Annotated in this window: 25 protein-coding genes and 1 tRNA gene; 8 read left to right on the top strand and 18 right to left on the bottom strand. The window is 62.1% G+C overall.

From position 1 onward, the window contains the following. The first annotated feature begins 12 nt into the window (after nucleotides 1–12). Genes AC6LKD_RS08175 through AC6LKD_RS08165 form a run of 3 tightly spaced genes read left to right on the top strand, consistent with a single transcriptional unit; the run spans nucleotide 13 to nucleotide 1,681 of the window. Nucleotides 13–987 carry a hypothetical protein gene (locus AC6LKD_RS08175; RefSeq protein WP_498115815.1) on the top strand — a complete coding sequence of 325 codons (975 nt, stop codon included), beginning with the start codon at nucleotides 13–15 and terminating at the stop codon, nucleotides 985–987. Next, nucleotides 984–1,448, top strand: coding sequence for a hypothetical protein (locus AC6LKD_RS08170; protein ID WP_498115814.1), 465 nt, complete (start codon nucleotides 984–986; stop codon nucleotides 1,446–1,448). The genes AC6LKD_RS08175 and AC6LKD_RS08170 overlap by 4 nt, the downstream gene beginning before the upstream one ends. Continuing rightward, on the top strand, nucleotides 1,445–1,681 hold the full coding sequence (locus AC6LKD_RS08165) for a hypothetical protein (protein WP_498115812.1): 237 nt from the start codon (nucleotides 1,445–1,447) through the stop codon (nucleotides 1,679–1,681). Before AC6LKD_RS08170 ends, AC6LKD_RS08165 begins: the two co-directional genes overlap by 4 nt. Nucleotides 1,682–1,701: 20 nt before the next feature. On the opposite strand, the gene AC6LKD_RS08160 is transcribed toward AC6LKD_RS08165, so the two are convergent. Then, nucleotides 1,702–1,908 (bottom strand): hypothetical protein, encoded by a 207-nt coding sequence (locus AC6LKD_RS08160; RefSeq protein WP_498115811.1) that lies wholly within the window; start codon nucleotides 1,906–1,908, stop codon nucleotides 1,702–1,704. Nucleotides 1,909–1,961: 53 nt separating this feature from the next. On the opposite strand from AC6LKD_RS08160, the gene AC6LKD_RS08155 reads away from it, so the two are divergent. The 3 genes from AC6LKD_RS08155 to AC6LKD_RS08145 all read left to right on the top strand — a co-directional run bounded on the left by AC6LKD_RS08155 (nucleotide 1,962) and on the right by AC6LKD_RS08145 (nucleotide 4,218). Further along, the gene (locus tag AC6LKD_RS08155) at nucleotides 1,962–2,612 is read left to right on the top strand and encodes a hypothetical protein (protein ID WP_498115809.1); all 651 of its coding nucleotides are present in this window, start codon (nucleotides 1,962–1,964) and stop codon (nucleotides 2,610–2,612) included. Nucleotides 2,613–3,092: 480 nt separating this feature from the next. Beyond that, complete coding sequence (locus AC6LKD_RS08150) at nucleotides 3,093–3,323, top strand: DUF4224 domain-containing protein (protein WP_498115808.1); 231 nt, start codon at nucleotides 3,093–3,095, stop codon at nucleotides 3,321–3,323. Beyond that, complete coding sequence (locus AC6LKD_RS08145; protein ID WP_498115807.1) at nucleotides 3,250–4,218, top strand: tyrosine-type recombinase/integrase; 969 nt, start codon at nucleotides 3,250–3,252, stop codon at nucleotides 4,216–4,218. The genes AC6LKD_RS08150 and AC6LKD_RS08145 overlap by 74 nt, the downstream gene beginning before the upstream one ends. Before the next feature lie 504 nt (nucleotides 4,219–4,722). On the opposite strand, the gene AC6LKD_RS08140 is transcribed toward AC6LKD_RS08145, so the two are convergent. From AC6LKD_RS08140 to AC6LKD_RS08095, 10 genes are all read right to left on the bottom strand, one after another. Further along, complete coding sequence (locus tag AC6LKD_RS08140; protein WP_492276766.1) at nucleotides 4,723–5,580, bottom strand: MaoC/PaaZ C-terminal domain-containing protein; 858 nt, start codon at nucleotides 5,578–5,580, stop codon at nucleotides 4,723–4,725. A gap of 51 nt (nucleotides 5,581–5,631) precedes the next feature. Beyond that, complete coding sequence (locus AC6LKD_RS08135) at nucleotides 5,632–6,561, bottom strand: SDR family oxidoreductase (protein WP_498115805.1); 930 nt, start codon at nucleotides 6,559–6,561, stop codon at nucleotides 5,632–5,634. Between the two features lie 62 nt (nucleotides 6,562–6,623). Further along, a complete protein-coding gene (locus AC6LKD_RS08130) occupies nucleotides 6,624–7,649 on the bottom strand; it encodes a Bug family tripartite tricarboxylate transporter substrate binding protein (RefSeq protein ID WP_498115803.1) in 1,026 nt (341 codons plus the stop codon). 41 nt (nucleotides 7,650–7,690) lie between these two features. After that, nucleotides 7,691–7,903, bottom strand: a complete 213-nt coding sequence (locus tag AC6LKD_RS08125; protein WP_013392847.1) for an acyl-CoA carboxylase biotin carboxyl carrier protein subunit — start codon at nucleotides 7,901–7,903, stop codon at nucleotides 7,691–7,693. Beyond that, entirely contained in the window at nucleotides 7,900–9,267 is a 1,368-nt protein-coding gene (locus tag AC6LKD_RS08120; protein ID WP_498115801.1) for an acetyl-CoA carboxylase biotin carboxylase subunit, read from the bottom strand. Before AC6LKD_RS08120 ends, AC6LKD_RS08125 begins: the two co-directional genes overlap by 4 nt. A gap of 10 nt (nucleotides 9,268–9,277) precedes the next feature. Beyond that, nucleotides 9,278–10,822, bottom strand: a complete 1,545-nt coding sequence (locus tag AC6LKD_RS08115) for an acyl-CoA carboxylase subunit beta (protein WP_498115799.1) — start codon at nucleotides 10,820–10,822, stop codon at nucleotides 9,278–9,280. 32 nt (nucleotides 10,823–10,854) lie between these two features. Beyond that, on the bottom strand, nucleotides 10,855–11,523 hold the full coding sequence (locus AC6LKD_RS08110) for a 3-oxoacid CoA-transferase subunit B (RefSeq protein WP_013392844.1): 669 nt from the start codon (nucleotides 11,521–11,523) through the stop codon (nucleotides 10,855–10,857). After that, nucleotides 11,510–12,199 carry a 3-oxoacid CoA-transferase subunit A gene (locus AC6LKD_RS08105; RefSeq protein ID WP_498115797.1) on the bottom strand — a complete coding sequence of 230 codons (690 nt, stop codon included), beginning with the start codon at nucleotides 12,197–12,199 and terminating at the stop codon, nucleotides 11,510–11,512. Before AC6LKD_RS08105 ends, AC6LKD_RS08110 begins: the two co-directional genes overlap by 14 nt. Before the next feature lie 58 nt (nucleotides 12,200–12,257). Next, the gene (locus AC6LKD_RS08100) at nucleotides 12,258–13,430 is read right to left on the bottom strand and encodes a thiolase family protein (protein WP_492276764.1); all 1,173 of its coding nucleotides are present in this window, start codon (nucleotides 13,428–13,430) and stop codon (nucleotides 12,258–12,260) included. Next, a complete protein-coding gene (locus AC6LKD_RS08095) occupies nucleotides 13,427–13,828 on the bottom strand; it encodes a Zn-ribbon domain-containing OB-fold protein (RefSeq protein WP_013392841.1) in 402 nt (133 codons plus the stop codon). Before AC6LKD_RS08095 ends, AC6LKD_RS08100 begins: the two co-directional genes overlap by 4 nt. Nucleotides 13,829–13,982: 154 nt before the next feature. On the opposite strand from AC6LKD_RS08095, the gene AC6LKD_RS08090 reads away from it, so the two are divergent. Continuing rightward, nucleotides 13,983–14,915, top strand: coding sequence for a LysR family transcriptional regulator (locus AC6LKD_RS08090; protein ID WP_498115795.1), 933 nt, complete (start codon nucleotides 13,983–13,985; stop codon nucleotides 14,913–14,915). 13 nt (nucleotides 14,916–14,928) lie between these two features. Here the strand turns inward: AC6LKD_RS08090 and AC6LKD_RS08085 are convergent, their stop codons facing one another. Further along, on the bottom strand, nucleotides 14,929–15,522 hold the full coding sequence (locus AC6LKD_RS08085) for a BPSL1445 family SYLF domain-containing lipoprotein (RefSeq protein WP_498115793.1): 594 nt from the start codon (nucleotides 15,520–15,522) through the stop codon (nucleotides 14,929–14,931). A gap of 325 nt (nucleotides 15,523–15,847) precedes the next feature. On the opposite strand from AC6LKD_RS08085, the gene AC6LKD_RS08080 reads away from it, so the two are divergent. Beyond that, complete coding sequence (locus tag AC6LKD_RS08080; RefSeq protein ID WP_080551052.1) at nucleotides 15,848–16,006, top strand: DUF6726 family protein; 159 nt, start codon at nucleotides 15,848–15,850, stop codon at nucleotides 16,004–16,006. 833 nt (nucleotides 16,007–16,839) lie between these two features. On the opposite strand, the gene AC6LKD_RS08075 is transcribed toward AC6LKD_RS08080, so the two are convergent. The 6 genes from AC6LKD_RS08075 to AC6LKD_RS08050 form a co-directional block, all read right to left on the bottom strand. Beyond that, nucleotides 16,840–18,726 carry an acyltransferase family protein gene (locus AC6LKD_RS08075; RefSeq protein WP_498115791.1) on the bottom strand — a complete coding sequence of 629 codons (1,887 nt, stop codon included), beginning with the start codon at nucleotides 18,724–18,726 and terminating at the stop codon, nucleotides 16,840–16,842. A gap of 304 nt (nucleotides 18,727–19,030) precedes the next feature. Then, a tRNA-Ile gene (locus AC6LKD_RS08070) sits at nucleotides 19,031–19,109 on the bottom strand. 9 nt (nucleotides 19,110–19,118) lie between these two features. Further along, entirely contained in the window at nucleotides 19,119–21,371 is a 2,253-nt protein-coding gene (gene rpoD / locus AC6LKD_RS08065; RefSeq protein ID WP_013392838.1) for an RNA polymerase sigma factor RpoD, read from the bottom strand. A 768-nt stretch (nucleotides 21,372–22,139) separates the two neighbouring features. Then, complete coding sequence (gene dnaG / locus AC6LKD_RS08060) at nucleotides 22,140–24,200, bottom strand: DNA primase (RefSeq protein WP_498115789.1); 2,061 nt, start codon at nucleotides 24,198–24,200, stop codon at nucleotides 22,140–22,142. A gap of 19 nt (nucleotides 24,201–24,219) precedes the next feature. Continuing rightward, nucleotides 24,220–24,432, bottom strand: a complete 213-nt coding sequence (gene rpsU, locus AC6LKD_RS08055) for a 30S ribosomal protein S21 (RefSeq protein WP_006218592.1) — start codon at nucleotides 24,430–24,432, stop codon at nucleotides 24,220–24,222. 392 nt (nucleotides 24,433–24,824) lie between these two features. Continuing rightward, a complete protein-coding gene (locus AC6LKD_RS08050) occupies nucleotides 24,825–25,367 on the bottom strand; it encodes a phosphoribosyltransferase (protein ID WP_013392836.1) in 543 nt (180 codons plus the stop codon). Nucleotides 25,368–25,420: the final 53 nt, after the last annotated feature.

Raw genomic sequence — 25,420 nt, 5'->3', positions numbered from 1 at the left:
CCTGAAGACCCCATGACCGAATCCACCGCCCCCGTTTCTTTCCGGCAGAAGATCCTCTCGAAAGAAATCAAGCGCGCCCATGCAATGCAGGTCCGGTATGAGGATCTGCACGTCGAACCCGGCTTCAACCTCCGCGCCCCAATCGAACGCCTGGGAGGCAAACTTCGCCAGCAGGCCGAAGCGGCCGAAGAAAGCCTGTTCCGCCACATCATGTCCGGTGGTCAGTACCCCGCGCTTGAGGTTCGCCCTCGCGCCGAAGGTGGGGTCTGGATCGTGGACGGCCACCGCAGACACAGGAACATCGGGCGGGCAATCGCTGCCGGCGCTCCGCTGCAGGACAAGGACGGCTTTGTGATGATCGACGTCGTTGCGTTCGAAGGCAACGACGCCGAACGGACGAAGCGCGTTATCTCCAGTTCGAAAGCGCAGGGCCTGTTCATCCTCGATACCGCGCTCGGATATGCGCGCTTGGCCCGCTTCAAATGGGACAACGACCGAATCGCAGAGATTGAAGGCGTCTCAGCCGTATGGGTCGGCAAGCTTCTGACCTTGGCGAACGCTAACACCGACGTTCATGACTTGATCTTGGCTGACCTGGTGAAGCCCACCGTAGCGATTGCAGCAGTCGAAAAGTACGGTGAAGCTGCCGGCGAGTATCTGCGAAATCGCGGAAAGACCACGGTCGGCGATATCAAGGGCCGGCCCCTCCCCCGCAAAGTCGTCTCCCCGCTCATCAGCGGCGTGGACTCCTTCATCAAGGGACTGGACGCCAACCAGCGTGCAATCCTCATCGACATCCAGGAAGGCCGCGTAGCAGCCGACACCATCACGGTAAAGACCGAAGACCTGATCAACCTGTTCCAGGCCCACGGCGCCGTCGAAACCGTCCGCGCCAAACGCGCCGAGAAAGCCGCCAAGGAGGCACAAGAAGCCGCCCCCGAAACACAGGCACCTATAGACCTTGAACAAGAGGAAGCTACCGCATGAGCGCCCCCAGCACAGAAACCAAGCCCCAGATCATCGGCTGGCACTGCGAGGGCACCTTCCCTGCCCTCTTCACGGACTCCGTCTCCATCGCCAAACGCTGGATGGAATCGGGACAAAAGGTGTCAGCTATGGTTCGGGCCTCCAGCGCCTTTCGAACCATCACCGCGGAAGATGCTGAACTCGTCGACCGCCGCCCCCTTGTCGTCGGCTGGGCTTCCCCCTCCACCACGGCAGCGCGTAGGGATGAGCAGACCGACCGCGATGCAGCCTTCGAGGCCGTGCGCAAACGCCTGTGCGCGCTGCCCCGATACAGCTTCTGGATCGGCGATCACGGAGGCGTGAAGCGGGTGGAAGATCGGTCGGGCAACTGGATCGACTTCGACGCCGCGCATGAACTGTTCGACCCGGTTGAGGTTGACGCCGCCATTGCTGCCCAGCAGGGCAAAGGGGGTGAAGCATGACCGCCGATATTGAATCGCTGGGGGATCAGATCACCGACCTCTATGTGCAGATCTGCCAGCGCGATCCGGCCATGGCGCTACAGGTGGCCACGGGCGCCTTCGTGTCGTTGCTCCTGTCGTACATGCGGGCGCGGGGCTACGAGACCGACACGGATATCCGCGTGGACGGCGGCGATGAACGCGATATCACCGTCCATGCGCCGAAGGCCGCCTCTCAGCAGCAGGAGGGGTGATGGATACGAGAATGACCGTCCTACTTGCTTTTCGCCTTCTGCTCAGCAATGTACCGCTCTCCGTCGGCAATCGCCTCTTCACGGCTCGCAAAAGGCGTGACCCCTTTCACTTGGATAAACGACACCTCGATCGGGCTAATGCGCTTGTTGTACGAAACGACCCAGATGAACGTGCCGTCTTCCTTCAGGATCACCTCAATAGGCTCCCATTGCGCGTGCGAATCCATACGTGCCTCCCTGTGATCGCCGAATCGTACCCCAGCCCAATCGGAGTGTCAGCATGACCGACCACACCACCACCGCCCAGGCGGCAGACACCAATCCGCTGAGCGATGAATACGTCAATGCAGTGATTCAGCAGCACGGCTACGACAGCCCGGAATGCGTGATTGCCCGGCTTCACCAATGGATCGGGCTGCACGGCGGTGAAAACGGCCTCACCCTGCTCATGTACGAAGCCCACAAGGCGCTGGTAAAGCTGCGCGCCCCTGTAGCCGATGGGCTGCCTGGCGGTACACGCTGGCCCGTGCTTCGCGCCATGGCTAGGAACTACACGGCAGGCAAACACACATGGGATGCCTCGGATGCCGAGGCGTGTGAGCAAGCGGCAGAAGAGATTCGACATTTGCGCGCCGCCCTGGCAAGCGCCCCTGTAGCCAAGCCCAAGCGTGCGCCGCTCGATGATTGGCGCGTCCAGGCCATTGCTGACTGCCTGGAAACGGAATGGGATGAAATGTCGCCGAACCTGGCCGAATCCTACGCGCGGACCATCGTGGGCTACCTGATCGAGTACGAGAAGGAATCCGACCGCATCGAAGCCCAGCACGCGGCTGAACCCGTCCACCCCGTCGTGCAGGCGGTTCGCAACCTTCGGGCAAGCGGCCCTGTAGCCGGGGAGGCGCAAATAAAAACGGAGGCCCCTCTTGCGTAGGATGCCTCCGCCAATGCGATTAGCAGTTGCCCTTCTTGGCCTGCCCCGGCGGACAGAACCCGCCGCCGCCACCACCACCGCCATGCGGATCAACGATCACGGCGCCATCCGGCGTGTAAACGGCACAGCCAGCCAACAGACTGGCCACGATGGCCAAGCTACAGAGGATTTTCATATGAAAGACTCAGGGTTGAAGATGCGCGCAGTTTATTGCCCTTCGCTGAAACAAGGCCAAAGCGGCGGTTACAGGCTGTATGCCTCTCTCCCCTGGTCCGGCGCTGCCCTGTCCGCGCAACCGGAGCAACCATGACAGCACTCTATGCACTTGCGGTCCCGCTCGCGATCATCATAGGCATCGCCGCAGGGCTGCTGATGCCGAGCAGGGCGAAGCGCCCCCGGTTCCGTTGATGGCGGCAACCGACACGAATGAATCAAGTTCTCAGCAAGCCCACCTAGCGTGGGCTTCATTTTGGAGGCGAAATGCTCACGCTCACACATGAGGAGCTGATCGAACTCACAGGGAAGACCAGGAAGGCGGGGCAGATTGAGGCCCTGCGCTTCCTCTCTATCCCATTCAAGATTCGCCCCGACGGGACCCCTGTGGTCCTACGGGCAGCAATGGAGGCAGCACTAGGCCATGCGACCAAGAACCAAGGACCGACACCTCCCCGCGTGCGTATACCTGAAACACGGCGCGTACTGGTACGTTAAAGGTGGAAAGTGGCGCAAGATCGGCGCCGACCTGCACAGCGCGCTGACGGAGTACGCCCGTATCGTCGCCGCCCCCACAGACGGGATGCCCGCACTGATCGAGGCCGCGATTCCCTTTCTAACAAAGGACGTCGCCGAATCGACGCGCAAGCAGTACGAATACTGTGCAGCGCAGCTGAAAGTGGCTTTTGCCGCCTTCTACCCAAGCCAGGTGCGTCATGGCGACGTAGTTGAGCTACTTGATGGGTACGCCGACCGTCAAGCTCTCGCAAACAGGATGCTGACCGTTCTGAAGCTGGTTTTCCAATGGGCCTTGGACCGTGGTCGCGTCGAAGCCAATCCATGCGTGAGCGTGAAGCGCTTTGTTCAAAAGCCGAGGGATAGGTTGATCACGCCAACGGAGTATGCGGCCATCTATAAGGGCTGCCCGCCGTGGCTTCAATGCGTCATGGACATTTGCTATCTGACTGGGCAGCGAATCGGTGATGTGTTGAAGATCGAACTCGACCACCTGCGTGGCGAAGGCGTGTACTTCGAGCAGCAGAAGACAGGGAAGCGGCTTGTGGTCGAATGGACGCCGGAGCTCCGGGCGGCCGTTGATCGCGCCAAAGAGTTGCGGGGCTCGAAAACCAGAACCCAATATCTGCTTGGCGGCCGCGGGGGGAATCTCAGGCTCCATTCCAACGTTTGGCGCATCTTCAAGGATGCCGCCGTCAAGGCAAACGTCCCTGACGCCACCCTCCACGACCTGCGCGCGATGGCCGGCACCGATGCAGAGTCGCAAGGCATCGATCCGAGCGCCCTACTCGGCCATTCAGATCCTCGAACGACCCGAATCTACCTGCGCGACAAGCGGCCCAAGCTGGTGAAAGGCCCGAGCAAAAAGGCTGGTTAAGCGTACAGCTTACTGGGCCGAGTTTTAGACATCTAATTGACGCCTTTGCGCAAAGCCTTTGTTTATGCGGTTTTCCGGGCGATAGATGTATTCGGTCATGCCCTGTCCCAACTGACGCTTCCGCAACCCTGACATATCCGCTCTCCGGCACTGTGAAGACAGGCTTCAGTGTCGGCGTCTGCCTCCGGCGTCACAATTCGCGGATACCGAGGCGGATCAAGTTGTCGCGGCCCCATTGACAGGCAACTGACGTCAGCGGCGCCCGGCACACGGGCCAGTTGCCCCGCCGAGGGCATGTATCTGTAACCCTTTAATATTCAAGGGTTTTCCCTATTGCTCAACCTATGCCGCAGCAGTAGATTTGAGTTGCCGGGCTGTCTGACACCCATCGCGTGCGAAGCCGGGCAGGAGCGCCTCAGACTCATCTAGAGCTGGGGCGCTCTTCCATTTTGCAGCGCGCAAATGCGCATCGCGCTCAAACATGCGGCCTGGATTCGGCCCGCCCTATCCGAGGCTGGCGACCCGCAATACTCCATTGTCGATGACGATCGCGTCGCGCTCCACGACCTTCGCCCGGAAGGACCCGTCCCGCCAGACCTCCACACTTAGCGTCTCGCCGGGATACATCGGGCCAGAAAATCGCAGCGACACGGAACGCACGGCCCCTTCCGCCTCAGGCTGCAACTGCCTCGCAACGGTGTGCGACACCATGCCAAAGGTGCACAGCCCATGCAATATGGGCCGCGGGAATCCCGCGGCGCGGGCGATCTGCGGATCGCTGTGCAGCGGGTTGTAGTCGCCATTGAGCCGATATACCAGCGCCTGCTCGGGCCGGGTGCGCACCGGCACGGTCCAGTCCGGCGCACCGCCGGGCATGGCGTGCGCCGGACGCGCCTGCCTGCCGGCATTCGCCATGCCGCCATCGCCCCTGAGCACATGGGTCGCGGTAGTCCGCGCGATGAGCACCCCCGTGCCGGCATCCGTCAAGGTTTTCTCGGAATACAGCAGCAGTCCCTTTTCACCCTTGTCCACCGCCTCGACGACGCGGGTCTTGCCTATCAGTTCGCCGGAGGCGGGAATGGGATGGAAGAGTTCCATCCCCTGCTCGCCGTGCAGCAGCCGCACCGTATCGGCCCCGATATCGGGCGCATTCAGCCAGAAACCCGGATAGCCCAGGACCACGGCCATGTACGGCAGCACCAGCGGATCGTGCCGCCTGCCCACATAGGCAAGGTCGCAGGCATCCAAGGGGTCGCGTCCCAGCCCCACTGACAGCGCATACAGCATGGCGTCGCGCGCCGTGTAGCGCTGCCTGATCTCCGGCAATTCGTAGTTCAACAGTTGCTCATGGCTCAAGCGCATGGCTTCCCTCCCCTTTTTCCCAAAGACAATTCCACGTCCATGGCCGCCGAGTCAGATCGGATCCCAGCTCATCACGTCGGGCGAGCGTTCCAGGGGGTAGAAGTGCTTCTGCATCGCCGGGATGGCGATCTCGGCAATGCGCTGCGGAGTCCAGCCTTCGCTGAAATGCACCGACCGCAACGGGCGCGGCTGGCTCATCAGCATGATTTCGTTGGCGCGCACCGCGAATATCTGGCCGCTGACCTCCCGCGCGGCATCGCTCAGCAAGTAGACGGCCATCGGCGCGATCTTGCCCGCCTCCATCTTCTTCAGTTTCTCCACCCGGTCCCGCTGTTGCGGCGTGTCGGTGGGGATGGAACTGGTCATGCGGCTCCAGGCCGACGGCGCGATGCAGTTGGAGCGCACGCCATACCGGCCCATGTCCAGCGCGATCATCTTGGACAAGGCCACGATGCCCAGCTTGGCCGCGCCGTAGTTGGCCTGGCCATAGTTGCCGATCAGCCCGGAGGTCGAGGTCATGTGCACCAGCGCTCCGCCCTCCTGTTCGCGGAAGTGCGTGGCCGCGGCCCGGCTGACGAAGAACGTGCCGTCGAGATGCACCGCGATGACCGCGCGCCATTCTTCCTCGCTCATCTTGTGAAAGGAGCGGTCGCGCAGATTTCCCGCGTTGTTGACCACGCCATCGATGCGTCCGAACTGGTCCATGGCGCACTGGACGATGGCGTTGGCGGACGCATGGGTCGCCACCGAATCGAAGTTGGCGACCGCCACGCCGCCCGCTGCGCGTATCTCGGCGACCACCGCATCGGCGGGCGCCACCGGCGCCTCCCTGGCGGTCAGATCGTCGCCGTTGAGCGCGACCCCGATGTCGTTGACCACGACCTTGGCGCCCTCGGCCGCCAGTTGCAGGGCCACCTCGCGACCTATGCCGCCTCCCGCCCCAGTCACCACCACCACCTTGCCTTGCATCATGCGTTCCATGCCTGAGTCTCCTCAAAACGCGCCTGCCGGCGTCATCCGGCAGACGCGGTACTGTCGAATTCCTACTCGGTCGTCACATTGGCGCGGCGCACCACCTCGGCCCACTTCCTGCCTTCGCTGCCGATGAAGGCGGCGAACTCCGCGGGCGTATCGGGATTGGGCACCGCTCCCTGGTCGCGGATCTGCTTCTGCATATCGGGGGTCTGAATGATCGCGACGACCTGCTTGTTGATTTCCGCCACGACGCCGTCCGGCGTTCTGGCGGGAGCCCACAGGCCGAACCACGACACAACCTCGTAGCCAGGCACGCCGGCCTCCGCCACGGTGGGCACGTCGGGCAGTTGGTCGCTGCGCTGCGCCGAGGTCACCGCCAACACCTTCAGCCGGCCGGCCTTGATGTGCGGCAGCGCTGAAGGCAGATTGTCGAAAATCATCGAGATCTGCCCGCCCAGCAGATCCGTCACCGCCGGCGTGCTGCCCTTGTAGGGCACGTGCACCATGTCGACCCCGGTCATCATCTTGAAAGTCTCGCCGGACATGTGCAGCGTGCTGCCATGTCCGGAAGAGCCGAAGGTGAGCTTCCCCGGATGGGTCTTGCCGTAGGCGATCAGTTCCTTCACGGTGTCATACGGCGCATTCTTAGGCACCACCAGGGCATTCGGCACCATGGCGGTGCGCGTGATCGGCGCGAAGTCCTTGATGGCGTCGTAGGGCATGGACTTGTACAGACTGGGATTGATGGCGTGCGTGCCTATCGTGCCCATCACCAGCGTGTAGCCGTCCGGCGCAGCGCGCGCCACCTGCGCCGTGCCAATGTTGCCGCCCGCGCCGGGCTTGTTCTCGACCACCACCGACACGCCCCAGCGCTCGCTCAGGCGCTGGCCTATCACGCGCGCCAGGATGTCGGTGGTGCCGCCGGCCGAGAATGGAACGTTTATGGTCACCGGCTTGTTCGGAAAGCCCTGCGCCGTTTGCGCGCCAGCCGTACCAGCGCCCAGCAGGACCGCGCATCCCAGCAGCGCCAGGATCTTCAGGGGACGCTTGCGCGCAGAAGCTGCGGGCGCGTCTTTTTTGATTGTCTTGAACATTGTCTCCTCGCTTTTTTATCCAGGTTCAGAGGCGGTCCGCCTCAATCCAGCAACGCAAGATCCTGCCCTTCCTCCACTTCATCGCCGACCGCCACCAGCACCTTGGCGATACGGCCTGCTGCCTCGCTCTCAACGGGGATTTCCATCTTCATCGACTCGACCTTGAACGCCTCGTCGCCCGTCTGAATCTGCACGCCCTCTTCCACGCAACAAGCGACCACACGGCCCGCCACGTTGGAGACTATTTTTTTCATGCAAGCTCCTTTACCGACTCTGTTGAAATCACTTCCTGCAAGCCGTCGACAGTCATTGCTCCGGCCTGGAACCGCTCCGATCCGAGCACCTGAAGAATCATGGGAATGTTGGTCTTGATGCCCTCTACCCGCATACGGCCAAGCGCGCTGCTCAGTTCACCGATGGCGCTGGCGCGATCGGCCGCATGCGCAACAACCTTCGCCACCATGGGGTCGTAATGGCTGGAAACCCGGTTGCCTTGCACATAGCCAGTCTCTATCCGCAAACCGGGACGGGACTGCGGTAACTCGAACATCTTCAGGACGCCGGGCGAAGGCAGGAAGCGCACGGGATCTTCGGCATAGACGCGCGCCTCGATGGCATGCCCCGTCACGACAGGCTGCCTGTCGATCACCGAGGACAGCCTTTCGCCCGCCGCCAGGCGAATCTGCGCCTGCACGATATCCACGCCGGTGACCGCTTCCGAGATCGCGTGTTCGACCTGCAAACGCGTGTTGACTTCAAGGAACGAAAAGCCGCTGTCCGGCGTGTACAGCATCTCCACCGTGCCGATGACGTCGTAGCCGATCTCTCCCAGGATCGCCGACAGCCGCTGCGACATGCTGGCCACGGCCTGGCGGTCGATGGCCGGCGCCGGCGCTTCCTCGATCACCTTCTGGTATCTGCGCTGGGTGGAACAATCCCGTTCGAACAAGGACAGGACATTGCCGAACCTGTCCGCCAGGAACTGGAATTCGATATGCCGCGGAGACCGCACGAATCGTTCCATGTACAGGGTGGGGTTGGCGAAGGCCTTTTCGGCCATGCCGCTGGCGCGCTCCCAGCAATCAGATAGCGCCCGAGGATCGTGGACGGGGATCATGCCTATACCGCCGCCGCCGCCCGCTGGCTTGATCAGCACCGGATACCCTAGCGCCTCGGCCGCCTGGCGTACTGCCGCCATGTCATCCCGGGGCAGGATGCCCGTGCTGCCGCCTGCCTGCAGGCCATGCCGTTGCATCAACGTACGCGCACTCGCCTTATTGCCGAGCGCGTCGATCCACTTGGACGACGGGCCGATGAAGCAATGCCCCGCCATTTCCACCCTGCGCGCGAACTGTGCGTTCTCGGACAGGAATCCGTAGCCCGGATGCAGCGCATCGGCGCCGCAACGCGCCATGACCTCGAGCAGCAGGTCCTGGTTGAGGTAGCTGGCCCGCGCCGGCGCCGGCCCGATGCAATAGCTCTCATCCGCCTGGCGCACATACAGAAGGTCGGCATCGGCCTCGGAGTACACCACCACGGACCGCAGGCCCAGCGCCCTCACGGCACGCAGGATACGCGCGGCGGCGGCTCCCCGGTTGGCGATCAGGATCTTCTTCATCTGCAGCACCTCAGGGCCGGTATCCGGTGGCCACCTGGCCGGGCTGGCGCAGCGGTGCGGCCAGATTCGCGAACTCGACCAAGCGCGCACGCGTGCAGGCAGGATCGATGATGTCTTCGATGACGAAGGCCTCCGCGCTACGGAAGGGCGACGTCAAAGCACGCACTCTTGCCTCGATTTCCGCGCGCTTGGCTTCGGGATCGGCGGCCGCCTCGATCTCCGACCGGTACGCCACCTCCAGGCCGCCCTCGATCGGCAGCGAGCCCCACTGGGCCGAAGGCCAGGCATAGCGGAAATTGAAACGGCTGGAATTCTGATGGCCGCCCGCGGCCACGCCGAAGGCTCGCCGCATGATCAGCGAAAACCAAGGCACCGTTGACTGCGAGACCGCCGTCAACGCCCTGACTCCGGCGCGCATCACGCCGTCCTTCTCGGCTTCCAGGCCGATCTGGAAACCCGCGATGTCCACCAGGTTCACCACGGGCAGGTGGAAGGTTTCGGCCAGGTCGACCAGACGGGTGAATTTCTCGGCGGTGTGCCGGTCCCAGCCGCCGCCATAGTGATAGGGATTGCTGGCGACGAACAGCACGGGCCAGCCATCCACCCGAGCCAGCCCGCCCACGATTGCCCTCCCCCAATGCCGGCCGATTTCGAACACGGTGCCGGGATCGAACAAGGTGTCCAATATCGGCCGGATCTTGTAGACCTTGCGCGTGTCCTTCGGAATGGCGGTCCGCAACCATTCCTGTTCAGCCGCAGTGACGGGAGGCGCTCCCCTGGGCGCGAGTTCGTAGACCGACGCCGGCAGATACGACAGGAAACGCCGCGCCGCCGCAAAAGCCTCGTCCTCGGAATCCACCTCATCGTCCACCACCCCGTTGCGGGTGTGTATGGCGCTTCCGCCCAGCTCGTTCTTGCCCAGTTTCTGGCCGATCTTGGCCACCACCGGAGGTCCCGCAATGAACAGCTGCGAGGTGTCCTTGACCATGACGGAGTAGTGGCTGCCGGCGACGCGCGCGGCGCCCTGGCCGGCCACCGACCCGAGGGCCAGCGACACCACGGGGACCTGGGCCAGGTTGCGCGCCACGTAGGCCCAGATCTTCATCTTCGGCAGCAGCGCATGCCCCATCTTCTCGATGTTCTTGACCGAGCCGCCTCCGCCCGTGCCGTCGATCAGGCGTACCAGCGGCAGGCGCAGGTCGAACGCCATTTGTTCGGCAAAAATCATCTTGTCGCCCACGGCGCCGTCGTTCGCGCCGCCGCGCACGGTGAAGTCGTCGCCCACGACTACGACGCTTTTGCTGTCCAGCGCCGCCCGTCCCATGATCACGTTCGACGGCATCACTTGGACCAGGCGGCCCTGCTCGTCGTATTCACCGCTACCGGCCAGTCCCCCCACCTCGACGAACGAACCGCCATCGACCAGCCGTTCAATCCGCTGGCGGATGTCCAGCTTGCCCGCGTCATGCTGACGCTGCACCTTTTCCGCGCCGCCCATGCGCAGGGAATATTCCTTGCGGCGTGCCAGTTCGTCCAACTCCTGCGTCCAGCTCATGACTTCCTCCAATGACGGCGTCCACCTGAAATTCAGGGCGCCAGTTCGATCCATGCATCGTCCAGCTTCAAGTCCACCGAGGTCCGCGCCTGCAGCGCCGCAAAATCCAGGCCGCGCACCATCGCCCGCACATGCAGTCCGTCCGGCGTGATGTCCAGGATTGCCAGATCGCTGTAGATGCGATCGACCACGGCCTTGCCGGTTAGGGGATAGGTGCATTCAGGCACGATCTTCGGCCGGCCATCCCGGTCCACGTGCTGCATCATTACGAAGATGCGTTTGGCGCCTGCTACCAGGTCCATGGCCCCGCCCACGGCTGGAATAGAGTCTTCGCGTCCCGTGTCCCAGTTGGCCAGGTCGCCGTCGGCGGAAACCTGGAAGGCGCCCAGCACGGTCAGATCGATATGGCCGCCGCGCATCATGGCGAAGGACACCACGTGGTCGGTGATCGAGGCACCGATGTCCAGCGCAACGGGCTCCTTGCTGGCGTTGAGCAGGTCCGTGTCGACCGCGGCGCCCGGCGGCAGGCCTTTCATGCCCAGGATGCCGTTTTCGCTGTGCAGCACCACGCCGCGCTCGGGCTTCAGATAGTCGGCCACCGAGGTCGGCATGCCGATGCCCAGATTGACGTATGAGGCGGGCGGAATGTCGTCGGCGACGATCTGCGCCATGCGCGCGCGGGACAGGCTATTGATACTCATTGGGGTACTCGACGATGCGTTGAACGAAAATCCCGGGCGTTATGATCTGCTCCGGCGCCAGTTCCCCCAGAGACACCAGCTGGTCTACCTGGGCCACAGTCATCCGCGCGGCCATGCACATCACGGGTCCGAAATTACGGCTGGCGTAGCGGTAGGTCAGATTGCCCGCACTGTCGCCGTACTGCGCCTTCACGAAGGCCACATCACCCGGCAGCGGCTCTTCCAGGACGTAGCCGCGGCCATTGATCACGCGCGCTTCCTTGCCGTGCGCCAAGCGGGTTCCGTAGGCAGTGGGCGTGAAGAACGGACCCATGCCGGCTCCAGCCGCGCGCAAGCGTTCGGCCAGCGTGCCTTGCGGCACCACCTCCAGTTCGATTCTGCCTGCGGCATACCACTCTCCGAACGCCGCCGCATTGGGCTTCTTGGGATTCGACGAGCGCGCAAAGGAGCAGATCACTTTCCGCACCCGCCCCGCCCGGATCAGCTGACTCAAACCCTGCTCGCCATTGCCCGCGTTGTTGTTGACGATGGTCAGTTCGCGGGCGCCGGTCTCCAGTAGCGCCTGCAGCAGTTCCGTCGGCACGCCGGAAGCGCCAAACCCGCCTATCAGCAGCGTGGCGCCATCCGCCACTCCAGCCACGGCCTCCTCCAGCGAGGGCACGATCTTTTTCAACATGGCTTACCCCATGGCGGTGACGCGGTTGCTCCGCCTCCACCGCAGACTTGTTGGACGGTCAGAGCGTAGGCAACGCGCTGAGGATCGCGGTGGACTGGCTGGACAGCGTGCCGCCGTTGCCGTGCACCAGGGCCAGGTTCGGATCCTTCAACTGGCGTTCACCGCACTCTCCACGCAGCTGCCTGACCGCCTCGACCATGAGAAACACGCCGTACATGCCCGGATGCACGCAGGACAGGCCGCCGCCGTTGGTGTTGACGGCCAGCCGCCCGCCGGGCCCGATCGCGCCATCGTCCACAAACGCGCCGCCCTCGCCCTTCCGGCAGAACCCCAGGTCTTCCAGGAACAGGATGGTGTTGATGGTGAAGGCGTCGTACAGCATGGCCAGGTCCATGTCTTTCGCGGAGACGCCGGCCATCTCGTAGCAACGCTTGCCCGATTCAAGCGCTGCGGTCACCGTCAGGTCATGCATGGACGACACCTGCCGGTTCCATATCGCGGTCGCATTGCCCATCACGTACACCGGTTTCTTGGCGCAGTCGCGCGCGCGGTCGGACCGGGTCAGCACGAACGCGCCGGCGCCGTCGCTGACCATGCAACAGTCGCGCACCGTAAAGGGCTCGCAGACCGGACGCGCCGCCTCGACATCCGCCAGCGACAGCGGTTCGCGCATGGTGGCTTCCGGGTTCAATTGCGCCCATTTCCGCGCGGCCACCGCCACTTCCGACAATTGCTTGCGCGTGGTGCCGTACTGGTGCATGTGGCGGCTCGCGGCCAAGGCGTAGGCCGCTACCGGCAAAGGCGGGTCATAGGGCGTTTCGTAAGGCTGCGGGTCGAGGAATTTCCGCACGCGGGTCAGATCGGCACGGTTGAACGTGGCGGTGCGCTGGGTGCTGCCGTAACAGACCAGAACCGCATTGCACTGCCCGGAAGCGAGCGCGTGCATGGCCGGGAGCAAATGCGCCACATAGCTGGAACCGCCGATCATGGTGCTGTCCACGAAGGTCGGACGTATGCCGAGATACTCGACGACGGACATCGCCCACATGGGCGACAGGGAGCTACAGGTCGTAATGCCGTCTATATCCTTAAGACTCAGGCCGGCGTCCGTAATCGCGGCCATGGCGGCTTGCGCCAGCACTTCCTGCTCGCTATGGCCGCTGGCCTGTCCCAGCCCGGCCAGTCCCACGCCGACCACGGCCGTCTTGCCTCTCAAATCGCGCAGCGTCATGCTGTCCTCCCCGAGGGCACGAACACCACTTGCGCGGCATGGCCGTCCGCCACGATCCGGGCGCTTACGCGCATGCCGATACGCACCTGCGCGGGCGCCAGCTCCGCGACCCGGCTCATCATCCGCACGCCTTCCGGCAAATCCACCAGGCAAACGTTGTAGTCGCCGCCCTGCTCCGGCTTGCGGTACACGGTCGTGGTGGCATACACCACTCCCTCACCCGAAGGCGAGAACCAGCGCAATGCCAAGCCGCCGCAATGGGGGCACACGCAGCGGGGATAGAACACCGCCTGGCTGCAATCCTCGCAACGTTGAATCTGGAACCGGCCCGCCGCCAGCCCATCTAGATAAATCCGCTCGGGCCCGCCCGCTGCCTGCGCACTGCTCTGGATCTCCACCCATGCCTCCTGTCGTGTCGTCTTCTGAACCTGCCAACATTGCGGCTCAGTGTAGGGACAGGCATGCGGCAGATAAACGGACCCGAGGGCAAATCACCTTTAACTTTCCGCGTGGGAATGACTAAGATGGCGTGCACCCATCAGCCCGAGCGCCATGTACATCCTCATAGACCATCTCAAGCATGTTCTGAATTTCGTGCGGGTCGCGGACAGCGGCAGTTTCACGGCCGCGGCGCACCGGCTCGACATCTCAACCGCATCGGTGAGCAAGAGCGTTTCACTGCTTGAAGCCAAGCTGGGCGTGAAGCTGCTCAACCGCACCACACGCAACCTGTCGCTGACGGACGATGGCGAATTGCTGCTGCGGCGTTGCCGCCATATCCTGCTGGAAGTGGAGGCCGCCGAGGCCGAAGTAACGGGAGCGAGCGAGAGTCCGCGCGGCAAGCTGCGCGTGCATGCGCCGGTCGGGTTGGGCAGAAAGGTCATCATGCCTGCGCTGCTGTCGCTGACTGCGCGCTACCCGGAACTATCGATCAACGCCGATTTCAGCGACCGCATTCCCAATCTGGCTGAAGAGGGACTGGATGCGACCATACGGATCGGCGTCACTGCGGATTCGCGTGTGATCGCCAAGACCTTGTCGCAACTGCGCTACGTCACGTGCGCCAGCCCCGCCTATCTGGCCGCGCATGGCACGCCGACTACACCCGCCGAACTGGAACGGCACAACTGCCTGGCCTACGTCCAATGGCAGACCGGCCGATATCACGAATGGGATTTCCAGAAAGGCGATGAGCGCTACACGATCACGCCCGGCGGCAATCTGAACGTAAACCATCCGGAAGCCATCCTGGATGCCGTGGTGGCCGGCGCGGGCATCGCCCGCATGGCCAGCTTCATTGCAGAGTCCGCCGTCATGGACGGACGCCTGAAACTGGTGTTGACCGACTGGATGGCGCCTGGCGCGCCGGTCCAGCTGGTCTATCTGCCGAACCGGCACCTATCGCCGCGCATCCGCGCTTTTGTGGATGCAATGACGCAGGCCCTGCCTCCCCAATTGCCTTGGGAAAAGGCCATGGGCCTGTAAGGGCGCGCGCCTGCTACAACAACAGCGGCGAAATCTTGCTGCCGTCCACCGACACTCCGGCCATTAGACCGCCGTTGTTCAAGACGAAACCGACGATGGGTTGTTGCGCGGTGTTGGTATCGATGCTGCCGTTGACGCCCACGTTGGCCACCGCCACCGTCGCGTCCGCCCCGACCGTCCAACCGCTGCTGGCGCGGAACTTGGCCAAGGCATCGTCCGTCATGAACAACACCACCATGGCCTTGGACTGGGCGCCAGCCTGCAAGCCAATAGAACCGCCCGTGATGCTGTAGTAGCCGGTATCCGAACCGCTCACGCGCAGCACGCCGGACCCATGCTGGGCTCCCACGATGAAGCTTGCACTCAATACGCCCGGGAACACCAACACCCCGCGCGCGCGTTCGACCAATTGCTTGGCCTGCGACGAAGATTGATAAAGCTTGCTCAGGGTGGCGTCCGCGGCGGTATCGAGTTCCTGCCGCTTTTCCGCAGCCGTGGCCGAGGATTGAGCGGTGGTCGTGGTGCAGCCGGTAAACAACAAGCTAGCCACGCCGAGCATCGCGGCGATCACGCCCGCTCGGCCTGCCTTGGGAAAAGTATCAAGCATGTAGCGCTCCTTCTTTTTGTTGGACGCCCTTCCGGGTACGCCCGGAAAGAACATCACCATCCTACCCGGGATTTCCCGGCTCTGGCGCCATGCAAACGGGGTCCGCGTTACCTCCTGTTCCAAGGCGAGCAAGTGTCATTACACTTGGCCAGCATTTCCCCACTAATTGGCGCGGCGACACATAGCAGAATGCCGCCTGCGCAATGCAGCGTGCACGTTTTCTTCAGATGGGAATCGGCGTCTGAACATGGTCGAAATAGACTCCGTGCGACACCGCCAGCCTTTTATCGGGCTGCGCCTTGATCAATCAATTCGAACACGTCCAATGAAGTGGCTTTTGATTTCAATGCTGTGCATATCCGCTTCCGGTTGCGGCGTAGCGGCCGCCCCCTGCCGTATTGCGTCTGCGGCCATCAAGATCGTGCCCGTCGTCGGCGACGTCGCCGCAGCGCCAACGGATGCTTGCGCGGAAGTGATCGATTGATTGTTGCGACCGTGCGGTGGATGGGAAATAGCCGAAGCCGCACCGCCAACAGATTGCATACCGCTGCAGCGGGATCATCCATTTTCGGGCCCACGCCATATGTAGCAGGCTAGGCGGCAGTGCTGGTTACTTCCTGCAGACCACAAGCGCGATGCAACACATGCCGGCCAGAGTACCGCCATGACCAGGGTACGCCACGCACGGGCAATTCGTCGTGGAGGAAACTCCTGGGCAAACCTGGCCTTGCCATTGGATTGCCGGACTAAATGGGGGAGGCCGATCATCTTTTTGTCCATCGTACCTGTCAGGCACCCGCAGCCCATCGACAATCCGCGTCCGATCGCTCGGACCTCCCCAATGGAGTTGAATCACAACCGGACAGCGGGGCCGGGTAACAACATCAACGCCATCTTCATATGCACGAAAATTCGAGACATTCGTAAAAATATCGAAAAACTGAGCAGAGCCCAGACAAGTCCGAGACCTGCGCTTTTTTTCCGGGGAATGTGGCTGCAAGCCATATCAACGGCACGCGACCGACCAAGCCCTGGTATCGAACAAGCTTCTGGTACAGATGGCTGAGGATCTTCTGTTGATACTCAACGCATCCAAACTCGGGAACTACGCCTCTCTCGAGTCTAGGTTCCTCCGCAAGCAGCCAAACCTCGCCTTCAACATCTGCCAAGTGGTACTCGCCCCGAGAGTGGGCAGAAATACGTTTCAACGCTGCTCGACAACTACGAAGGAACGTCGCAAACAAGACGCCTGCATCAAGGGGATGGCGCCGCGGTAGAACACGCTAACGCCGCTGACTCATCCCCAAGCTCTGCAGATTACTCAGCGCTGACAAATTCCCGGAGGACGCCGTCCTTGAAGAGAAGCGGACCAAGGTAGCGCGCGCCACTTTCGGTCAGGTGGATGCGGTCATAAGAGATGAGTTCGTCCTCTGGAGTGACAGTGGGGCATCCATCGTTCGCGCAAACCGCAGCAAAGACATCGACGAAGGCGCCAAAGCCGGCGACACCATCCTGCAGGGTCTTGTTGATGCTATATCGGGTGACATCGGGCTTATGGCGAACTTTTGCCCTTTCTTTAGACGTCATTCGCATCATGTTGCGGATATTAGGTGCGGCAAATTCCTTTGGCCCCACCACGAACAAACGCTGGTCTCCCCGCAAATGCAGGCGTTCAACGGTGCCGCGCAGTCTCGACGCAGACCACATGTGCCAATTTGCCACCAAGAGAATGACGTCGGCCTTCTGAATCTGTGCCGTGGATTTCTTCAGCGAACGGGCGTTCGCGCACATGTGCCGCTCGGCTGCGGGGATATGCGAGCTGATGTCATCGTCGGTCCAGACGATCTGGCATTGTGCAGGCACGTAAATTGTCCGTAGCTCATCGTTCTTCCAAGCCCCGGCCTCGACTGCCAAGTTGACGAAATCCTGCGCCTGGCTATCGCCGATAACCAGTACCCGGCGCTTCGCGGCTTCGTCGAAGTCCTTTTCCAAGGCGTTGAATCGCTGGATGACGTAAGGAGTCTGTGCCTCGATGTTGTCGTACTCTTGCCAGCGTTTTTGCTCTTCGTTGTGGCGCACAACAGCGCCCTGCGTGATCCACAGCGCTACGCCTAACCCGAAGACCGCCAGCGATCCAAGCCCCACAGTCCACATCGCCGGCCCCGTCTTGAACTTCGCTCGATCGCGAAACGGACGCTCCACCACGCGCCAGCTGATCCAGCCGAGCACCAGAGCCAAGCCGGTAAGAATCAAGCTACCTCGCACTCCAAATCCAGGCCGAATAATGTGCGCGAACGTGAACAACGGTTGGTGAACCAGATAGGCGCTGTAGGAGATAAGACCCACCGCTACCAGTGGCCGCACCGACAGGATGCGCCCCAGCAAATTGGTCCGCGTGGCACCCAGGAGTACGAAGGCCGACCCCACGGCGGGAATCAGCGCGGATAAGCCGGGGAAGAAAACAGAGCTATCGAAGCACAAGATAGCGCCAAACACGCCGGCGGCACCTACCCAGCCGACGAGCCCGCGAACATTCGGGCGGGTTACCAGGAATTGCCCGATGGGGGCCACGGCAGCAATCGAACCGATGAGCAACTCATAGGCCCGAGTAGGCAACCAGTAGAACGCGGCAAGCGAGCGCCCCGTCTGAACGCTAGCCTCGCTAAGCGCCAATGACGCTAAGGCGCAAAGGACCAAGACCCAGACCAACGAGCCTCTGCCAAAGCGCCAAATAGCCAACATCAATAGCGGAAACAGGACGTAGAACTGTTCTTCAACGCTGAGACTCCATGTGTGGAGCAGTGGGTTGTCCAGACCTGCGGTGAAATAGTTCGTCGTGTTCCAAAAGAAGATATTGGAAACGAAGGTTGTAACGGCTACTAGCCCCTGCCCGAGGCGAACCAGCGCATACGGTCCTTGCAGAAACCAGGCCGCGACAGTGGTGCCCACCAAGACAGCCAGAAGTGCGGGAAGAATGCGCCGCGCGCGCCGCTCATAGAAGCCGCGGAATGTAAACGATCCGGCATCCAGCTCACGCGCGATAATCGTCGTAATCAAATAGCCGCTGATAACGAAGAAGATATCAACGCCGACGAAGCCACCCGACATTCCCGGCACCTTCGCGTGGAACAGAATGACCGCCAAAACGGCAATTGCGCGCAGTCCATCGATTTCAGGCCGGTACTTCAGGTGCACATCTGACATTTGCTGGTATTTTTCGAATCTGTAGGATGTATTAGTCGTCCGGCCGTGTATGGCCCCGGGCGATTATAAACACCTAGTTACCGCGCATCAGTTCAGGGGGCCTTCGCCCCACCTGTCGCCCAGGCGTCTACGACGAACTGGTGTCGCGCCGCGCATTCGGCATACTGGAACGCCAGCGCGGCGTGTGCCTGCGCTAAGTCGTCCCACGACGCTGAGAACGTCAAGATTACGTCAATGTCGAAGCCGGAAAAGAAACAGCCGCCATTACTGGCGGCTGTTAGTGCCTGAATTAACAGGACTTTCTTGGTAGGCCCCCCGAGAGTCGAACTCGGCACCAACGGATTATGAGTCCGCTGCTCTAACCAGGCATGAGCTAGAGGCCCTAAAAACGATTACTGCCCTTCCAGGAAGCTCTTGAGCTTATCGGCCCGGCTGGGGTGACGCAGCTTGCGCAGTGCTTTCGCCTCTATTTGGCGAATGCGCTCGCGCGTGACGTCGAATTGCTTGCCCACTTCTTCCAGGGTCTGGTCCGTGCTCATTTCGATGCCGAAACGCATGCGCAGAACCTTGGCTTCACGCGGGGTGAGAGAGTCTAGCACTTCCTTGACCACATCGCGCATCGAACCGTGCAAGGCCGCGTCGGAAGGCGCCAGGGTGGACGTGTCTTCGATGAAATCACCCAGATGCGAGTCGTCGTCGTCACCGATGGGCGTTTCCATGGAGATCGGTTCCTTGGCGATCTTCAGGATCTTGCGGATCTTGTCCTCGGGCATGTCCATCTTCTGCGCCAGGGTCGCGGGATCCGGCTCGGCGCCGGTTTCCTGCAGGATCTGGCGGCTGATCCGGTTCATCTTGTTGATCGTTTCGATCATGTGAACCGGGATACGGATGGTGCGCGCCTGGTCGGCGATGGAACGCGTGATGGCCTGACGGATCCACCAGGTCGCGTAGGTCGAGAACTTGTAGCCGCGGCGGTATTCGAACTTGTCCACGGCCTTCATCAGGCCGATGTTGCCTTCCTGGATCAGGTCCAGGAACTGCAGGCCGCGGTTCGTATACTTCTTGGCGATCGAGATCACCAGGCGCAGGTTGGCCTCGGTCATTTCGCGCTTGGCCTTGCGGGCCTTGGCTTCGCCAGTGGCCATGCGCTTGTTGACGTCCTTCAGGTCCTTCAGCGGCAGCACGACGCGCGTTTGCAGGTCGATGAGCTTCTGCTGCAGTTCCTGCACGGCGGGAATCTGGCGCTCCAGCGTTTCGGCGTACGGGTGGCCGGCAGCCACTTCATCGACGACCCACTGCATGTTGGTTTCGTTGCCCGGGAACACCTTGATGAAGTGCGTGCGCGGCATGCCGGCACGGTCCACACACGTGTGCAGGACGGCGCGCTCGAGCTGGCGCACTTCCTCGACCTGCTGGCGCAGCGTATCCGCCAGTTTCTCGACCATCTTGGCCGTGAAGCGGATGCCCATCAGTTCGTTCTGGATGGATTCCTGGGCGCGCACGTAGACGTCCGACTTGTAGCCGTCCTTCTCGTACGAGTGGCGCATTTTTTCGAACTGCTTGCCGACTTCGTCGAACTTCGCCAGGGCCTTCACGCGCAGGTCTTCCAGCTGCTTGCTGGACATGCCGCCCGCGGGGCCGTCGTCGCCTTCGTCTTCCTCGGCGGTGACGCCGGCGCCGGCGTACTCTTCGCCGTCTTCCGGATCGACCAGGCCGTCGACCACTTCGTCGATCTGGGCCTGGCCTTCGCGCACGCGCAGGATATGGGCCAGGATCTCGTTGATCGTGGTCGGGCAGGCCGAGATGGCCATGACCATGTGCTTCAGGCCGTCTTCGATGCGCTTGGCGATTTCAATTTCGCCTTCGCGCGTCAGCAGTTCCACCGAGCCCATTTCACGCATGTACATGCGCACGGGATCGGTGGTGCGGCCGAAATCGGAGTCCACGGTGGTCAGCGCGGCTTCGGCTTCGTCTTCAACGTCGTCGTCGTTGGAGGCCACCGGCGCGTTTTCGCTCATCAGCAGCGTTTCGGCGTCGGGCGCCTGGTCGTAGACCGCAATGCCCATGTCGCTGAACGTGCTGATGATGCCGTCGATCGCTTCCGCGTCGACCAGGTCGTCAGGCAGATGGTCGTTGATTTCGCCGTAGGTCAGGTAGCCGCGGTCCTTGCCCAGCTTGATCAGCTGCTTCAGGCGGTTGCGGCGCGCTTCGTATTCTTCGGGCGTGACGGGGCCGCGGGCGATCAGATCCTTGGGATCGGCCTTGCCGCGCTTGCCGCCGCGCTTGGGCGGCTTCAGATCGGGCAGGACTTCGCCCTCGCCGTCCATCGAATCGTCGAAGCCGTCGGCATCATTGTTGGCGTTCTTGGCGGGACGGCCCGGGCGGCGTCCGCTGGGCACGGGGCGCGCGCTGCCCACGAGGTCGGCGAGCTTGTCTTCGGCCTTCTTGGCGCGAGCCTTCGTCACCTTCTCGGGCTTGTCAGCCGCGGCAGCCTTGGTCGCCTTCTTGGCGGCGGGCTTGGCGACCTTCACCGCCGTCTTGGCGGGCGCCTTTTCCGCTGCCATGCTTACGACGCGCTTGGCCGTGGTGGCCTTGGTTTCGGCCGCATCAATTGCAGAGGAGGATTTGCCGGTGGATTTGGTCATAGTCGCTTCCGTGGTCGTCGCAACCCGTTCGGGCATGTTGCACCGCATGAAGCCGCCTTGGACGGGCAGCCCAACACGGCGGTTATACGGGTAAAACTGGTGAATCGGCGGAGACCACACGGCTGCGTTGTTCGCAGCGCTGGCTCTTGCGAGCCCGCTTGGCGCCGTTCCGGTGCGATACCGTACTTGCGCGTTGCGTGCATGGCCTCATCCTGCGGGGGCTTGCGCGCGTCGGGGGGGCTGTCTGCCTATAAATAGGCTTTGCTTGCTTATCGGGCCTTGGCCCCAAGCAGCTGAGTAGACACAGCACCCAAACCACTAACGCTACGCGGAAACGCCCGCCGCCGAACTGCTTGATTCACCGCTCAGCTATATTAATTAACTATGTAACAAATTTGACGCGCGCATCCGCTTTTATTTCTGCCGTTGCGCGCCTGGCGTTCCATTTCTGGAGCGCCCGCCGCGTCCGGATCGCAGGTCCCGCGTCAAACCCTATACATCCATTAGATTCCAGCATCCGGAATAGATTCCGTCTGCCAGACGCATTTCGTATTGCCCACGGATTGCAGCACCAGGATTACTACCAAATTCAGCAAGAATTAAGCAGAAATCGACTGCACACACCTCAATTCGCGAGCTCACCAGGCCAAAACCTTGTCTAAGTTCGGCGTCCCGCAACGGGTACCGCGCCGCACAAACAACTGCCTGCCCCAGCCCCACCGGCCAAAAATGCGCTATGCCGGCGGACAACCTTTGATTTTAGCGCATTTAGCGCACACCGGCACCTTTCAGCACGGCCATGCGGCTGGAAAGCTCCAGATAGCGCTTGCGCGCTTCTTCCGTGGTCAACCCCGCCGCAGCGAGTTTGGCGATCTCCAGCTTGGCCGAATCGAACTCGATGCGCCTCAAGGCATCGTCCCATTCCGTTTGCGGGTCCGGCAGGTCTTCCTGAGACAGGATATCGGCCCGCAGCCCCTTCAGCACGGTGGCCAGATCCGAATCCGGATCCGCCGCCTCCAGCAGCGCGCCGACATGACGGGCGCCGCTGGATTGCGCCAGCATGATCAAGTCTCTTACAAGACCTAGATGGGGACCATGGTCGATGACTTCAAGCTGCTGGTCGCCCATGGAGTCAACCAGCTCAGGGTGCGCCAGCAGCAGGCCCAGCAGGCGTTTGGCCAGCGAAGGCATGGTGCGGCGGCCTTCAAATCCGCCAACGTCGTTGTCGCGCTTGCCTTTCCAGTTGCCTTTGCCGCCTTTCCAGTCGCCCTTGCCCTTCCAGTCGCTTTTGCCCTTCCATTCCTGTTTGCCGCCGCCGCGCTGACCGCCTCCGCCACCAAAGTCGGAACCCTGGGACGGCAGGTGGACTTGATCCGCATAATCGGACTCATCGGCCGGAATGTCATGAAAATCGTGACCGGCGAAGTCGTAGCCCATGTCTGAATGGCCGGGTTCATGCTCCCGCCCGGATGCTGCGGCCGCGCCGGCATCCCCTCCGGCCGCGCCCGATTTGGCCGCGGGCGCAAAGGGCTTGGCGGGCTGCTGAGCCAGCACCTGAGCCATTTCCTCAGGCGTCAGTTGAACCAACTTGGCCATTTCCCGCTCGATCTGCACGCGCAGTGCGCATTCGGGAATGGCGGCCAGCAAGGGCTTGGCTTCGTGCAGGCAACTGGCACGCCCTTCGGCTTCGTTCATGTTGTGCCGCGAAGCCAACTCATCCAGCAGGAAGCGGGAGAGCGCCACGGCGTCCCCCAGGCATGCGCGGAAGGCTTCCGCGCCCAGTTCGCGCACGTACGAGTCGGGATCGTGCTCCGAGGGCAGAAACAGGAAGCGGATCGCAATATCGTCGCGCAGCACCGGCAGACAGGCCTGCAAGGCGCGCCATGCGGCACGCCGGCCGGCGCCGTCGCCGTCGAAACTGAAGATAACCTTATCGCTGGCACGCAACAGCTTCTTGACATGGTCCGGCGTGGTGGCCGTACCCAGCGTCGCCACCGCGTTGGCGATGCCTTGCTGGGCCAGACCGACCACGTCCATGTAGCCTTCGACCACAATGACCTGACCTTCCTGGCGTATGGCCTGGCGCGCCTCCCACAGCCCGTAGAGCTCATGCCCCTTGGAGAACAGCGGGGTTTCCGGCGAATTCAGGTACTTGGGCTCGCCCTTGCCGATGATGCGGCCGCCGAATCCGATGAGACTGCCCCGCGCATTGCGGATCGGAAACATGACCCGTTCCCGGAAGCGGTCGTAGCGGCGCCCGTCCTCGGATTCGATGACCAGCCCGGACTCGACCAGGACGGGGTCCTCATAGGTCGGGAAGACTTGCGACAAGCCGTGGCGGTCGGTGCCCGACCAGCCCAGGCCGAAATGGGCCGCGATTTCACCCGTCAGGCCGCGCTGCTTCAGATAGCGGATCGCCGCGGGCGATGCCCGCAACTGCTTGAGGTAATGGGCCTGAGCAGCATCCAGCACCTGCGTGTGGCGGGATTCCTCGGCCTTGCGGCGCGCGGACTCCTGCTGCTGGCGTGGACTGCGGTTTTCTTCGGGGACCGTCATTCCCGCCGATGCCGCGAGCGTGCGCACGGCATCGGGGAAACTGGCGCCCGTGTGTTCCATCAGGAAGGTGATGGCGCTGCCGTGCGCTCCGCAACCAAAACAGTGATAGAACTGCTTGGTGGGGCTGACAGTGAACGAGGGACTTTTTTCGTTATGAAAAGGGCACAGGCCAAGCAAGTTGGCCCCGCCCTTTCTCAACTGCACGTATCGCCCGACTATGTCGACGACGTCGACTCGGGCGAGCAAATCCTGGATGAATGATTCTGGAATCAATAGATTCGGGAATCAAAAATCAATACAGGCGCGGGGGCAGTTGTTGGCTACGGATGCGCTTGTAGTGGCGCTTCACAGCGGCGGCGTGCTTGCGCTTGCGCTCAGCCGTGGGCTTCTCATAGAACTCGCGCGAACGCAGCTCGGTGAGCAAACCGGTCTTTTCGATGGTGCGCTTGAAGCGGCGCAGAGCGGCTTCAAACGGTTCGTTTTCCTTCAGTCGAACGATAGGCATAAAGTGATTGGCCTGCTTGTAGGGTAACAAAAGTTGATGACAAACCTGGCTTGCTTACCAGCAACGCTGCGCGGGTCCAGGTACGCGTAAACGGCCTCGTCGATACCAAAATCATACCAACAGAGACAGATACCGCGAACGGGGAACCTTGAAAGCGCAACCCAGGGGCCGGACGCTGGCTTCAGTGCTGCCTGGCAGCCCTGAACCGCAGATCCCATCCTGGATTTCCGCTGGCTGTTTCCGTTACCCAAAGACTACCCAGAGAGTAACAAGCCAAGTTCGGTTTAGCGATAACCAGCGATTCTAGCATGGTCATGGCCATTTTGACTACTAGGGGGGACAGTCTGGCGCCCTGGGCAGCCAGAATGCCCTCTCCCGCCGGAAAAGCAAACTCAGCTCTTGGAACCCTTGCGGATCCAGGCCTCGAGCTGATGCGGACGCAGGCTGTCGTAGTCTTCGAAAGGCTGATGAATCCAGGGATTGGTCGGCAGCTTGTCGACGTAGTAATCCGGCGTCGCCTGGGAATGGCCCTTCCACCACAGCACCGCGCTGCGCAGCTCGGTGATGTCGGCGAATTGGCTCTTCAGGTGATCGAAGACCTTGTTGAAGGTCTTGCCGGTATCGACCATGTCGTCCACCAGCAACACCCGCCCGGACAACGTGCCGCGCGTGATGGTGATGAACTGGGCGATATCCATGTCGCCTTGCTTGGTGCCGGCCGCTTCGCGATAGCTGCTCGTGGCCAGGATACCCAGCGGCACATCAAAAATACGGGACATAACATCACCGACGCGCATGCCGCCGCGCGCCAGACAAAGAATCTTGTCGAACTTCCAACCCGATTGATGCACCTGCAAGGTAAGGCGCTCGATCAGGCGGTTGTAGTCGTCCCACGTCACCCACAGATGGCTGTCATCATTGGTCGGCGTGCTCATAGGCAAGCATCTCCTGCTTAATAAATACGAAAAGGCCGCCGCCGGTATGAGAC

The organism is Achromobacter sp. D7-1 (assembly GCF_059760445.1).
Note: the sequence above shows the minus strand (reverse complement) of the source record. Positions and strands in the feature narration are given on the sequence as shown.